The following is a 13,438-nucleotide window of genomic DNA, read 5'->3' as shown; positions in this document are numbered from 1 at the left end:
CGCACGGCCTCCTGACGCTGCCGATTATAGGCAGGCGCCCCGTCAAATGGAATGTATTTTCTATTTTTATTTGTAATGAAATTTTCATTGCAACGACTTGGAAGATCGCCTAATCTTGGTCGTGAGCGATGGTGCTTTGGTGGCAACACCCGGGTTGGCCAGACGCTCCCTTCAAAAACGACATACCGAGAAAGGTGGAGACAATGAGACTTTGCAAGGGCAAGGCTACGCTCAGGATTCTGGTGACGGCACTGACGTTGGCGACGGGATTCGGCGCGGCCTCGGCCGCCCGCGCGGCTGACGCTCACTTCGTGCTGATCAGCCACGCGCCGGATTCGGATTCGTGGTGGAACACCATCAAGAACGCCATCAAACAGGCCGACGAGGACTTCAACGTCGAGACCGACTACCGCAATCCGCCGAACGGCGACATCGCCGACATGTCGCGTCTGATCGAGCAGGCGGCCGCGCGCAACTACGACGGCGTGATCGTCACCATCGCCGATTTCGACGTGCTGAAAAGCTCGATCAACAAGGTGACCGCGAAGAAGATTCCGCTCGTCACGATCAATTCGGGCACGGAGGAACAGAGCGCGCAGCTCGGCGCGATCATGCATGTGGGTCAACCCGAATACGTCGCGGGCAGAGCGGCCGGCGAGAAAGCCAAGGCCGCGGGCGTGAAGTCGTTCCTGTGCGTGAACCACATCGCCACCAATACGGTGTCGTTCGATCGTTGCCGTGGTTTCGCCGAAGCGCTCGGCGTCGACTACAAGGCTTCCACTATCGACTCCGGCCAGGATCCGACCGAGATTCAATCGAAGGTCAGCGCGTATTTGCGCAACCACCCGAACACCGGCGCGATCCTGACACTCGGACCGACCCCGGCTTCGGCCACGCTGAAAGCGGTCACGCAAATGGGTCTGGCGGGCAAGATCTACTTCTGCACGTTCGACTTCTCCGACGACATCGCCAAGGCGATCCAGAACGGCACGATCCAGTTCGCCATCGACCAGCAGCCGTACCTGCAGGGCTACATCCCCGTGGCGGTGCTGGCGATCGTGAAGAAAGAGCACACCACCGACCCCGCGAAGATCCGCCAGATTCTCGAAGCCAATCCGAAGTTCAAGGAACGGCTCGCAACCTATGGCCTCGCACCGTCCTATGGGCCGAAGAACATTCGCTCGGGCCCGGGTTTCATCACCAAGGAAAACCTCGACAAGGTTATCAAGTACGCAGGTCAGTACCGCTGATTCTTTACGCTAGTTAGTCACGCGCACGGCGGGCACCGCTTCGATACAGGCGGGCCGCCCGCCGCCACCGCGCATTTCACCGGCTGTTGTTCTCGCCACGCATCCTCGCGTGCGAGTCGCACACGGCCGGGCTCCAAGGAGACATCATGGGTGTAGCCGGCAAACACTTCCCACCGCACGTCAAGACGAATTCCGGCGAGGCAGCGCCCTCGGTGCCCGATTCGGATGAACGGCTGCGCAAGGAATCCAGGTTCGGCCACGTGCTGAACCGCCCCGAATTCGCCGCGATTTCCGGCGCGGTACTGGTGTTTCTCGTCTTCGCGCTGACGGCCGGCAACTCCGGCATGTTCAATCTCGACGGCGTGATGAACTGGTCGCAGGTCTCGGCGTATCTCGGCATCCTCGCCGTGGGCGCCTGCCTGCTGATGATCGCCGGTGAGTTCGATCTGTCCATCGGCTCGATGATCGGTTTCGCGGGCATGATGGTCGCGATTCCCTCGGTGTATTTTCACTGGCCGATTTCGCTCGCGATCCTCTTCGCGTTCGCCGGCTCCATGCTGCTAGGCGCGCTGAACGGCTATCTGGTGATGCGAACGCGCCTGCCTTCGTTCATCGTCACGCTCGCGTTTCTGTTCATCTTGCGCGGCCTCACGCTCGCGCTCTCGATCATGTTCGCGGACCGCACGATCGTCTCCGGCGTCGGCGACCTCGCTCAGCAGGACTGGCTCGCGGATACGCTGTTTCACGGCGTCGCGCTGAACGGTCTGTTCACGATGCTCGCCCGCCATGGCATCGGCACCATGCTCGATAACGGGCACGCGCTTGTGCCGGGCATTCCCAAGGTGATTCTGTGGTGGCTCGGACTCGCCGCAGTCTGCGCGTTCGTGCTGGCAAAGACGCGGGCGGGCAACTGGATTCTCGCCGTCGGTGGCGACGCCAACGCGGCCAAGAACGTCGGCGTGCCGGTGCGTCGCGTGAAGATTTCGCTGTTCGTGCTGACTGCGTTCTGCTCGTGCCTCTTCGCGGTGCTGCAAGTGTGCGACATCGGCTCGGCCGCGGCCGATCGCGGTTTGCAGAAGGAATTCGAAGCGATCATCGCCGCGGTGATCGGCGGCACCTTGCTGACGGGTGGTTATGGTTCAGTGGTCGGCGCGTGTTTCGGGGCGTTGATCTTCGGTGTCGTGCAGATCGGCATTACCTACACCAACGTCAGTTCCGACTGGTTCCGCGTGTTCCTCGGCGTGATGCTGCTGATCGCCGTGCTGTTCAATCACTATGTGCGCCGCCGCGTCGCGCAATCGTAACGAGGAGACGACCATGTCAGATACGAATACCGCAGCGAATGGCGTCGACGGCTCGAACACCAACGCGAGCGCCCCGCAGGAAGACGTGATCCTCGCTCTCGAGAACGTCAACAAATACTTCGGCAAGGTAATCGCATTGAGCGGCGTGACCTTACGTCTGAAACGCGGCGAAGTGCACTGCCTGCTCGGCGACAACGGCGCAGGCAAGTCGACGTTGATCAAGACCCTCGCAGGCGTGCATCAGCCCTCTTCCGGCCAGTATCTGGTGGACGGCAAACCGGTGCTGTTCGAATCGCCGAAAGACGCGCTCGATCTCGGCATCGCCACCGTGTATCAGGATCTCGCGCTGGTGCCGCTGCTCTCGGTGGCGCGCAACTTCTTCATGGGACGCGAGCCGCAGAAGAAACTGTTCGGCTTCCTGAGCGTGATGGACCTCGAAACCAGCGCCACCACCGCGCGCGACAAGCTCGCCGAAATGGGCATCAACGTGCGCGATGCGCATCAGCCGATCGGCACCATGTCCGGCGGCGAGAAGCAATGTCTGGCGATCGCGCGGGCGATTCACTTCGGCGCGCGCGTGCTGATTCTCGACGAGCCGACCGCCGCGCTCGGCGTAAAGCAAAGCTTCAACGTGCTCAAGCTGATTCACAAGGCGCGCGCCAAGGGCATCTCGGTGATCTTCATCACGCACAACGTGCACCACGCGTATCCGATCGGCGATTCGTTCACGGTGCTCAATCGCGGCAAATCGCTCGGCACGTTCACCAAGGAAACCATCAGCAAGGACGAGGTGCTCGACATGATGGCCGGCGGCGCCGAGATGCAGAAGATGATCGGCGAACTCGAAGGCGCGACGATCTGATTCATTCGCGCGACGTTTTGGCGCAGCCGCGCCGGCCGACGCGCCCAGCTATTCAGGAAACTTCATGAATCACTCCAGCACATCCAGCGGGACCCCGTCCGCTTCGGCGCCGTCGAACGGCAGCCGTTTCGCGCCGGGCCGCAGCCGCGACATCGTCTGCCTCGGCCGCCTCGCCGTCGATCTGTACGCGCAGCAAGTCGGCGCGCGGCTCGAAGACGTGTCGAGCTTCGCGAAGTATCTCGGCGGGTCGTCGGCGAATATCGCGTTCGGCTGCGCGCGGCTCGGCCTCGCGTCGTCGATGCTGGCGCGCGTCGGCAACGATCATATGGGCCGCTTTCTCACCGAGACGCTAACCAGAGAAGGCTGCGACGTCAGCCACGTGCGCATCGATCAGGAGCGTCTGACCGCGCTCGTGCTGCTCGGCCTGAAAGACCGCGATACTTTCCCGCTGATCTTCTATCGCGAGAACTGCGCCGACATGGCGGTCGATGAAGCGGATTTCGACGAGGCCTTCATTGCGTCGTCGAAAGCGCTGCTGATCACCGGCACGCACTTTTCCACCGAACAGGTGAACCGTACGAGCCGCCGTGCGCTGGATTACGCGCGCCGCAACCAGGTGCGCACCGTGCTTGATATCGACTATCGCCCGGTGTTGTGGGGTCTTACCGGCAAAGCGGACGGTGAAACGCGCTTCGTCGCGAGCGAAGGGGTCACCGCGCATTTGCAGCGCATTCTGCCGCTGATCGATCTTGTGATCGGCACCGAAGAAGAATTCCGCATTGCCGGCGGCAAGACCGAACTGGTCGACGCGCTCGCGATGGTGCGCGCCGTCACACCGGCCACGCTGGTGCTCAAGCGCGGACCGCTCGGCTGCCAGATCATCGACGGCCAGGTCCCCGCCTCGCTCGACGACGTGCCGATTCACGGCGGCGTGGAAGTCGAAGTGCTGAACGTGCTCGGCGCAGGCGACGCGTTCGCCTCGGGCTTTCTCTCCGGCTGGCTGCGCGATCAGCCGCTCGAAGCGTGCGCGCGCGCCGCGAACGCAAGCGGCGCGCTGGTCGTCTCACGGCACGGCTGCGCGCCGGCCATGCCGACGCCCGCCGAACTCGACTACTTCCTGCGCGAAGCGAAAGCCGATCCGCAGCGCATGCGCCGCCCGGATCGCGACGCGACGCTCGCACGGCTGCATCGCGTCTCGCCGGCCCGCAAACAATGGGACGAAGTACTCGGCTTCGCGTTCGACCATCGCAACCAGTTCTTCGAACTCGCGCAGCAAACCGGCGCCGACGAAGCGCGCATTGCGCGCCTGAAGGGCCTGTTCGTCGAAGCCGTCGCGCAGACTGAAAGCGCGTTGGGTTTGCAGAACCGCATCGGCGTGCTGATCGACGACCGTTACGGACAGGACGCGCTGAACGCGGCCACCGGGCGCGGCTGGTGGATCGGCCGGCCAGTGGAACTGCCGGGCTCGGTGCCGCTCGTGTTCGATCATGGCCGTTCGATCGGGACCACGCTGATCCCGTGGCCGCGGGAGCATATCGTCAAGTGCCTCGTGCAGTTCCATCCCGACGAACCCATCGAGCAGCGCCTCGAACAGGAAGCGCAGCTGCGCGCGCTCTATGACGCGACGCAAGCAAGCGGCCACGAATTGCTGCTCGAAGTGATTCCGCCGAAACACGCGCATCTGCCGCAAGCGCCGGACACGGTGTATCGCGCGTTGAAGCGCCTGTACAACATCGGCATCTATCCCGAGTGGTGGAAGCTCGAACCGATGGACGCCGCGCAATGGCGCAACGTCGACGCGCTGATCGCCGAGCGCGATCCGTATTGCCGGGGCGTGGTGCTGCTCGGTTTGTCGGCGGCCGTCGAGCAACTGGACGAAGGCTTCCGCGCGGCGGCGCAATCAGCGACGTGCCGCGGCTTCACGGTCGGGCGCACGATCTTCCACGAACCGAGCCATGCGTGGCTCGCCGGAGAAATCGGCGACGACGAACTGATCGCGCGCGTGCGCCGCACCTTCGAAACGCTGATCGCTTCGTGGCGCGCAACACGTGGCGCGAGTGCCGCGCAGGCCAGCGCGCCGAACCATGTCCATCAGGAGCAAGCCGCATGAATCAGCGCGTATTGCATCACGACGCGGCGTCCGCCAACGACGCCAGCCACGCTCGCGCGGGCTCGGGCGGCACGGTGCGCCTGACGACCGCGCAGGCGCTGGTCCGCTATCTCGCCGCGCAACGCGTCGCGACCGAGGACGGCCAGGGCACCGAGCCGCTATTCGGCGGCGTGTTCGCCATCTTCGGTCACGGCAACGTGGCGGGGATCGGCGAGGCGCTGTATCAGCACCGCGACGAACTGCCGACGCTGCGCGCCCACAATGAACAGGCGATGGCGCATAGCGCGATCGCCTATGCGAAGGCGCATTTCCGCCGCCGCATGATGGCCGTCACGACGTCGATCGGACCGGGCGCCACCAACCTCCTAACCGCGGCGGCGCTCGCCCACGTGAACCGTTTGCCGGTGCTGCTGCTGCCCGGCGACATCTTCGTCTCGCGCGCACCGGACCCCGTGTTGCAGCAGGTCGAAGACTTCCACGACGGCGGCGTCTCCGCCAACGACGCGTTCAAGCCGGTGTCGCGCTACTTCGACCGCATCGTGCATCCGGCGCAGTTGCTGAATGCGCTGCCGCGCGCCGTGCGTGTGCTGACCGACGCCGCCCTGTGCGGACCCGTCACGCTCGCGTTGCCGCAAGACGTGCAGGCGCAGGCGTGGGATTTCCCCGTCGACTTCTTCAAACCGCGCGTCGTCACGTTTTATTCGCCCGCGCCGCGCGTCGATGAAATCGAGGCTGCGGTCGCGCGTCTGCGGCATGCGAAGCGGCCGTTGATCGTCGCGGGCGGCGGTGTGCTATACGGCCGCGCCACCGATGCGCTGCACCGTTTCTCGACCACGCACGGTATTCCGGTCGCGGAAACGCAGGCCGGCAAAGGCTCGCTTGCCTGGAACGATCCGCTGAACGCGGGTGCGCTCGGCGTGACCGGCTCGCCCGCCGCGAACGCGCTCGCGCACGACGCCGATTGCGTGCTGGCCATCGGCACCCGCTTGCAGGACTTCACCACCGGCTCGAACACGTTGTTCACGCAGGCGGATGTGATCGCGATCAACGCCAATGCGTTCGACGGCCTCAAGCATCGCGCGCAGGTAGTCGAAGCCGACGCGCGTCTTGCGCTCGACGCGCTCGCCGAACCTCTGCAAGGCTGGCATGCGGACCGCACATGGACCGCGCGCGCGCACAAACTCGCGGCGAGCTGGCGCGATACGGTGAGCACGCTCACGCATGCGCCGCAGCGCGACACCGTGCTGCCCTACGAGGGCGATGTGATCGGCGCCGTGCAACGTTCGAGCGCCAGTTCGCCCGCGAACGATATCGTCGTTTGCGCGGCCGGCACGCTGCCCGCCGAGTTGCACAAGCTGTGGCGCGCCGGCAAGCCGGGTGCGTATCACGTCGAGTACGGCTATTCGTGCATGGGCTACGAGATTGCCGGCGGACTCGGCGTGAAGCTCGCCCGGCCCGCGCGTGAAGTGATCGTGATGGTCGGCGACGGCAGCTATCTGATGATGAACAGCGAGATCGCCACCTCGGTGATGATCGGCGCGAAGCTGATCGTCGTGGTGCTCGACAATCGCGGCTATGGCTGCATCAACCGCTTACAGCAGGCCTGCGGCGGTGCGCCATTCAACAACCTGCTCGAAAATTGCGTGCAAGGACCGCTCGGCGCGCCGAAGATCGATTTCGCAGCGCATGCGCGCGCTCTCGGCGCGCAAGCCGAACACGCGGCGAATATCGCCGAATTCGAAGCCGCAATGGAACGCGCCCGCGCGGCGGATCGTACCTATGTCATCAGCATCGACACCGATCCGGCCCGCACCACCGACGACGGCGGCTGGTGGTGGGAAGTGGCGGTGCCGGAAGTGTCGGCGCGCCCCGCTGTGCGCGACGCGCGTGCGAAATACGAAACGCAACTCGCGGCCCGCGCGGAGCCGGCGAGTTCCGCGCAAAACACCGGCCCCACCGACAACGAATGAGGACGCCCGCATGACTGCTTTCGACGTACGTATCGGCATCAATCCGCTCTCGTGGATGAACGACGATCTGCCTTCGCTCGGCGGCGAGACGCCACTCGAGGTGGCGCTGACGGAAGGCCGCGCGATCGGCTATCAAGGCTTCGAACTCGGCAACAAGTTTCCGCGCGAACCCCAGGCATTGAAGACGCTGCTCGCGCAACACGATCTCGCGCTGGTCTCCGGCTGGTATTCCGGACGCCTCGCGCGACGCAGCGTGGAAGAGGAAATCGCCTCCGTCGGTCCGCATCTCGAGCTACTCGCGCAAAACGGCGCGACGGCAATGGTGTATGGCGAGGTCGCCGATTCGATTCAGGGCGCGTCGCAGCCGCTTTACCAACGTCCGCGTTTTTTCAGCGACGCACAATGGGCCGAGTACGCGGCGCGCGTCGACGAATTCGCGCGGTATACGTTAAGCCGTGGCGTGCGGCTCGCCTATCATCATCACATGGGCGCTTATGTCGAGACGCCAGCCGATGTCGATCAACTGATGGCACGCACCAGCGACGCCGTCGGCCTGCTGTTCGACGCGGGACACATCACGTTTGCCGGCGGCGATCCATTGGCCGTGCTCGACAAACATATCGGGCGCGTTTGCCACGTGCATTGCAAGGACGTGCGCCCCGCCGTGATGAAGCTCGCGCGCAACCGAAACTGGAGTTTTCTCGACGCGGTCATCGCCGGCGCCTTCACGGTGCCGGGCGACGGCGCGGTGAATTTCCCCGCGATCATCGAGCGCTTGAAGCGGCACGGTTATTGCGGCTGGCTGGTGGTGGAAGCGGAACAGGATCCGGTCGTGGCGCCGTCGTTCGAATATGCGCAGAAAGGCTACAAGACATTACGCACGCTGGTCGATGCGCCGCTCGGCGCCGCCGGCGGCTCTGAGCAGGAGGCAGCATGAGTTTATTGGTGAAGGCGCAGCGCGAAGGCCAGACGATCGCGCGAGTGACACCCGAGTCGGCGTGCTGGCGGTACGTCGGTTTTGCCGCTTACCGGCTGGGTGAGAACGAGGTCGTGCACGTGTTCGAACCGTCGCGTGAAGTGTGCATCGTCGTGCTCACGGGTGCGGTGGATATCGAAACCGCGGACACTAAATGGAGTTCGCTGGGTTCGCGCGACAGCGTGTTCGAGGACGCCGCACCGTACGCGGTGTATTTGCCGCCGAACGTGCGGGTGACGGTTCGCGCTTGCCGCGACGCCGAAATCGGCGTGGCGAGTGCACCGGCCAAAGGCGAATTCCCGGCGAGGTTGATCGAGCCTGGTTCGATGAAGCGCTCGACCCGCGGCAAAGGACTGAATACGCGATACGTCTGCGATATTCTTCCTCAGACCGAGCCTGCGGAGTCACTGTTGGTGGTGGAAGTCAGGACGCCTGGTGGACACGCTTCGAGCTACCCGCCGCACAAGCACGACACCGACAATGTCCCGCACGAGAGTTCGCTCGAAGAGACTTACTATCACCGGCTCGATCCGCCGCAAGGGTTTGCGTTTCAGCGCGTGTACACCGACATGCGCGACATCGACGAATCGATGGCCGTCGAGAATCACGACGTCGTGATGGTGCCGCGTGGCTATCATCCCGTGATCGTGCCGTACGGGTATGACTCGTATTATCTGAACGTGATGGCAGGTGGGCAACGAGTCTGGCATTTCCGCAATGATCCGGCGCACGAGTGGATCATCAATAAGGACGCTTGATCTTGCAGCCTGCGCGGCGCTTTCCAAAAGCACCGCGCAGGCTACTGTCTAACGGCCAGATCGACCTCCAGGCCGCCGTCCTCGCCCATCTTCACCGTTCCCTTCGCCACGTCCTTGCGATAGCCGTACAGATCGAACTTCATCACGCCGGGGTTCGAACTGTCCTTGATGAACGTGCGCGTATTCGTCACCAGCGAGTTGAACATCTTCACGTCGCCGGACTCGATCCAGACGAAGCTCTTCGCTGCGGCAAGTGAGTGGAAAGCCGCGTGCACGGGGCGTGAGCGGCGTGTCGACTAATGAGATTCAAACGCCATGATTGGCGCGATTTGGGCGCAGAGCGCGGGGCACGCGACTCTGCCGACGCGTGAGGGATTTACCTGGACAGCAAATCGATCAACAAGCCGCCACGTCGCACCTCAATAGAACACCGTGCGTAGGCTCAACCGACGCCGAGCCATTCCCGCATCACGTCGGTCCGCTGCAAGAACGACGCGAGCGCACCGTCGAACACGATTTCGCCGTGCCCCATCACCGCGACGCGGCTGGCGATGTCCTCCGCGATCACGAGACGCTGCTCGATCAGCAGCATCGCCACGCCGCGATCGCGCAGCGTCCGCAAGCATCGGGCGACCTGCTCCATCACCAGACTCGCGAGACCCTCGCCGGGTTCGTCGATGACGAGCAGATCGGGGTCGCCGAGCAGCGCGCGGGCAAGCGTCAACATCTGCTGCTCGCCGCCCGACAGCGCACCCGCGCGCGTGCGCTTCCGTTCGCGCAGCACGGGGAAAAGCGCGTACGCATCGTCGATGGTGAAGCGCGGCGCGCGGCCGCGATCCTGTGGCGCGACACCGAGTTGCAGATTCTCGTGCACGCTCAGCGTCGGAAAAACGTCGCGATGCTCGGGCACATAGCCGAGCCCGAGGCGCGCGATCTCGAAGGTGCGCAGGCCACCGAGCGCGCGGCCCGCGAAACGCAACTCGCCTTCGCTCCGTACGAGACCCATGATCGCGCGCGCGAGCGTCGAGCGGCCCGAACCGTTACGGCCGACCAGTGCCAGCACTTCGCCCGCCTGGATGCTGAGCGTGACGCCGTGCAGCGCCTGGCTCGCGCCGTACCACGCGTTCAGCGCGCGAATGTCCAGCAGGGCGCTCATGAGCCGAACCCTTCGCCGAGATACGCGGCGCGCACCGCTGCGTCCGCGCGAATCGCCGCCGGCGTGCCGCTCGCGATGATGCGTCCTTGCACGAGCACCGAAATGCGATCGGCGATCGCGAAGACCGCGTCCATGTCGTGCTCGACCATTAGCAGCGTGCGGCCCGCCGTGGTCTCGCGAATCAGTTCGATGGCGCGCGCCGCTTCCGCGCGATTCATGCCGGCCGTCGGCTCGTCTAGCAGCAAGGTATGCGCGCCGCCCGCGAGCGCGATGCCGAGATCGAGCGCGCGCTGCTCGGCATAGCTGAGCGTGCCGGCCTGAACGTGGCGGCGTTCGCTCAAGCCCACCGCGTCGAGCACTTGTGAGGCGCGCGCGTCGACCGTGCGCGAGCCGCTAAAACGCTGCCACCAGCGCGTGCGGTCACGCTCGGCCAGCATCGCCGCACAGCGGAGGTTGTCGAACACGGAGAGGCGCGTGAACACGCTGGTGCTCTGGAAGCTGCGCGCGAGGCCGCGACGCGTGATCGCGGCCGGCGCGAGGCGCGTGATCTCCGCGCCGAAAAGATCGATGCGCCCCGCGTTCGGCCGCGCGCCGCCTGCGATCAGATTGAAGAGCGTCGATTTGCCCGCGCCGTTCGGACCGATCAGCGCGTGACGCTCGCCGGGTTGAATCGCAAGATCAACGCCGCGCAGAATCTGCGTGGCGCCGAAGCGTTTTTCGACGCCGTAGAGCGCGAGCGCGGGGATCATTGCGAGGCTCCGGTGGTGTGCGTGGTGTTCGAGCGTGTGGCCGCGAGAAGCGTTTGCGCGCGAATCACAAGCGTCGGGATCATCGCGAGCCTCCGGCGGCATGCGCGGTGCTCGAGCGCAGGGCTGCAAGAAACGCTTGCGCGCGAATAGCGTAATGCGCGGAGAGTCCTCCCAACGCGGCCAACACAAAGACTGTGGCGCCGAAGTAAAGCGGAGACGCGTTGATCCATGACGGCAGGCCGGGCACGTCGAACACCGCGCCATCGTCCGCACCGAATTGCGCCGCGTAGGCCCATTGCACGGCGAGCACAGCGGCCACAGTCCACAACAATGCGGCAGCCATGCCCCACACGTACGCCGCGCGGCACCGGCGCCAGCCGTGCGCGGCCACACGCGCCGTAAAACGCCCCATGAAGCCCGCCAATCCATCCGGCGAAATCACCACGACCACGATGAAGAACAGCCCCAGATAGAACAGCCAGGCCCGCGTCACGCTCGCCACCGCGACACTGAAAAACGTCAGAACGACCGCGCCCGCGACCGGCCCGAAGAACGCCGCCGTCCCGCCAATCACCGTGGCGATCAACACCGCACCCGAGCGCATCATGGCGACGCTCTCCGTCGACACCAGTTCCACATTGATCAGCGCCAACGTCCCCGCGATACCCGCGAAAAACGCCGACATCACCACTACGCCACAGCGAATGCGACGCGGGTAGCAACCGATCGCTGCAGCCCGCACCGGGTTGTCGCGTACGGCGTTGGCAAGGCGCATGAATGGCGTACGCGAAAGCACGAACATCGCCGCGCACGCGAGCAGGCACCACACGGCGATCAGCGCATAAGCCTCGCGCGCCGGGCCGAAGGTCCAGCTTCCCAGCAACGGTCCGCTCGCGCGATCGATCGCCACGCCCGCTTCGCCGCCGAACCAGTCCGGCAGCGTCCACGCGGCGGCCGCCACGAGTTCGCCGAGACCGAGCGTGATCATCGCGAAGGCCGTGCCGGCGCGCCGCGTCGAGATGAAACCGAACAGCACGCCGCACAGCGCGCCGCCGATCCCGCCGACCAGCGGCAGCAGCACGAGCGGCACGCCGATCCGGTTGAACACCTGCGCGGCCAGCAGCGCGCCGAGGCCGGAGTAAGCGGCGTGGCCGAACGACAGCAGTCCCGTCTCGCCGAGCAGCAGGTTGTATGAAAGGGCGAACACGATCATCGTCGCGGTCTGCGCGAGGTAGGCGAGCAACCAGCTTTGCGGCCAGATGAAAGGCGGCACCGCGAGCAACAGAATGAGCGCAAGCCACGGCGCAAGCATGCGCCACAGCGCGCGCGGCGCTGTCACGGACGGCGCTGGCGATTCGTTTGCCTCACGCATGGTCGTCGCGCCGCCCGAAAAGCCCGCGCGGGCGCAGCGCCAGCATCGCCACCAGCAGCAGATACGGAATCAGCGGCGCGAGTTGCGCGAGCGTCAACGCGTCCCATTCGACGGGGAGCGTGGCGTCGAATATCGACAGCACGTCGCCCAGCGACACGCTGCTCGCCACGGCCAGCGTCTGCACGCAACCGACCAGCAGCGACGCCACCAGCGCTCCGCTCAGCGAACCCAGTCCGCCGATCACGACCACCACGAACACGATCGAGCCGAGCGACTCCGCCATCCCCGGTTCGATCACGAAGAGCGGCGCGCCGATCACGCCGGCCAGCGCGGCGAGCGCCGTGCCCGCCGCGAATACGCCGGTGAACACGCGCGGCACGTTGTGGCCGAGCGCTTCGACGGCGCTCGCGTGCGTCAGCGCGGCGCGCACGATCAGGCCCGCCTTCGACACGCGCAACACCGCGAACAGCACGGCCAGCATGGCGAGCGACACCGCCATCATGAACGCGCGGTAGCGTGCGAACGCCGCGCCGTAGACGGTGAAGAGCGGCCCGTCGAGCACGGCGGGCACGGTCGCGGACAGCGGGTTCAAGCCCCACCCGAGCTTGACAAGTTCGCCGAGCAGATACGCGGCGCCGAACGTCAGCAGCAACTCGGCAAGATGGCCGTGCCCACGCACGCGCCGCAACAGCCACCGCTCCAGGGCCGCACCGATCAGTCCGACGACAAGCGGCGCCACGACCAGCGCGCTCCAGAACCCCGCGCGCGCCGCCACCGAAAACCCGACGTAAGCGCCGAGCATGTAGAAGCTCGCGTGCGCGAAATTCAGCACCCCGAGCATGCTGAAAATCAGCGTCAAGCCCGCCGACAGCATGAACAGCAGCAGGCCGTAACTGATGCCGTTCAGCAGGTTGATGACGAACGACTGCAC

The 13,438-nt window shown here is 65.2% G+C and carries 11 protein-coding genes and 1 pseudogene; 7 read left to right on the top strand and 5 right to left on the bottom strand.

Features of this window, described 5'->3' with window-relative positions; all coding sequences use genetic code 11:
• The first annotated feature begins 203 nt into the window (after nt 1-203).
• The 7 genes from P0D73_RS32770 (at nt 204) to iolB (ending at nt 9,230) form a co-directional block, all read left to right on the top strand.
• Nucleotides 204-1,250: a sugar ABC transporter substrate-binding protein gene (locus P0D73_RS32770; protein ID WP_116117844.1), complete on the top strand. Its 1,047-nt coding sequence runs from the start codon at nt 204-206 to the stop codon at nt 1,248-1,250.
• A gap of 146 nt (nt 1,251-1,396) precedes the next feature.
• Nucleotides 1,397-2,554, top strand: a complete 1,158-nt coding sequence (locus P0D73_RS32765; protein WP_132373666.1) for an ABC transporter permease — start codon at nt 1,397-1,399, stop codon at nt 2,552-2,554.
• 13 nt (nt 2,555-2,567) lie between these two features.
• Nucleotides 2,568-3,416 carry an ATP-binding cassette domain-containing protein gene (locus tag P0D73_RS32760; RefSeq protein ID WP_243658100.1) on the top strand — a complete coding sequence of 283 codons (849 nt, stop codon included), beginning with the start codon at nt 2,568-2,570 and terminating at the stop codon, nt 3,414-3,416.
• Nucleotides 3,417-3,480: 64 nt separating this feature from the next.
• Nucleotides 3,481-5,526, top strand: a complete 2,046-nt coding sequence (locus tag P0D73_RS32755; RefSeq protein ID WP_408434584.1) for a bifunctional 5-dehydro-2-deoxygluconokinase/5-dehydro-2-deoxyphosphogluconate aldolase — start codon at nt 3,481-3,483, stop codon at nt 5,524-5,526.
• Nucleotides 5,523-7,496, top strand: coding sequence for a 3D-(3,5/4)-trihydroxycyclohexane-1,2-dione acylhydrolase (decyclizing) (gene iolD / locus P0D73_RS32750; RefSeq protein WP_408434581.1), 1,974 nt, complete (start codon nt 5,523-5,525; stop codon nt 7,494-7,496). Before P0D73_RS32755 ends, iolD begins: the two co-directional genes overlap by 4 nt.
• Before the next feature lie 10 nt (nt 7,497-7,506).
• Nucleotides 7,507-8,433, top strand: a complete 927-nt coding sequence (gene iolE / locus P0D73_RS32745) for a myo-inosose-2 dehydratase (protein WP_408434577.1) — start codon at nt 7,507-7,509, stop codon at nt 8,431-8,433.
• On the top strand, nt 8,430-9,230 hold the full coding sequence (gene iolB, locus P0D73_RS32740; protein ID WP_408180630.1) for a 5-deoxy-glucuronate isomerase: 801 nt from the start codon (nt 8,430-8,432) through the stop codon (nt 9,228-9,230). Before iolE ends, iolB begins: the two co-directional genes overlap by 4 nt.
• Nucleotides 9,231-9,271: 41 nt before the next feature.
• Here the strand turns inward: iolB and P0D73_RS32735 are convergent.
• From P0D73_RS32735 to P0D73_RS32715, 5 genes and pseudogenes are all read right to left on the bottom strand, one after another.
• Nucleotides 9,272-9,478 (bottom strand): annotated as a pseudogene (locus P0D73_RS32735) (hypothetical protein); the annotation flags it as partial.
• 194 nt (nt 9,479-9,672) lie between these two features.
• On the bottom strand, nt 9,673-10,386 hold the full coding sequence (locus P0D73_RS32730; RefSeq protein ID WP_408434574.1) for an ABC transporter ATP-binding protein: 714 nt from the start codon (nt 10,384-10,386) through the stop codon (nt 9,673-9,675).
• Nucleotides 10,383-11,135: an ABC transporter ATP-binding protein gene (locus tag P0D73_RS32725; RefSeq protein WP_408180632.1), complete on the bottom strand. Its 753-nt coding sequence runs from the start codon at nt 11,133-11,135 to the stop codon at nt 10,383-10,385. The genes P0D73_RS32730 and P0D73_RS32725 overlap by 4 nt, the downstream gene beginning before the upstream one ends.
• Nucleotides 11,136-11,214: 79 nt before the next feature.
• Nucleotides 11,215-12,507, bottom strand: a complete 1,293-nt coding sequence (locus P0D73_RS32720) for a branched-chain amino acid ABC transporter permease (RefSeq protein ID WP_408180633.1) — start codon at nt 12,505-12,507, stop codon at nt 11,215-11,217.
• Nucleotides 12,500-13,438, bottom strand: a complete 939-nt coding sequence (locus tag P0D73_RS32715; protein ID WP_408180634.1) for a branched-chain amino acid ABC transporter permease — start codon at nt 13,436-13,438, stop codon at nt 12,500-12,502. Before P0D73_RS32715 ends, P0D73_RS32720 begins: the two co-directional genes overlap by 8 nt.

It is taken from the genome of Paraburkholderia sp. RL18-101-BIB-B, from assembly GCF_046026985.1.
In the GTDB taxonomy this organism is placed as follows: Bacteria; Pseudomonadota; Gammaproteobacteria; order Burkholderiales; family Burkholderiaceae; genus Paraburkholderia.
The sequence above is the reverse complement of the archived record's forward strand: the minus strand, read 5'-3'. Positions and strand labels throughout refer to the sequence as shown.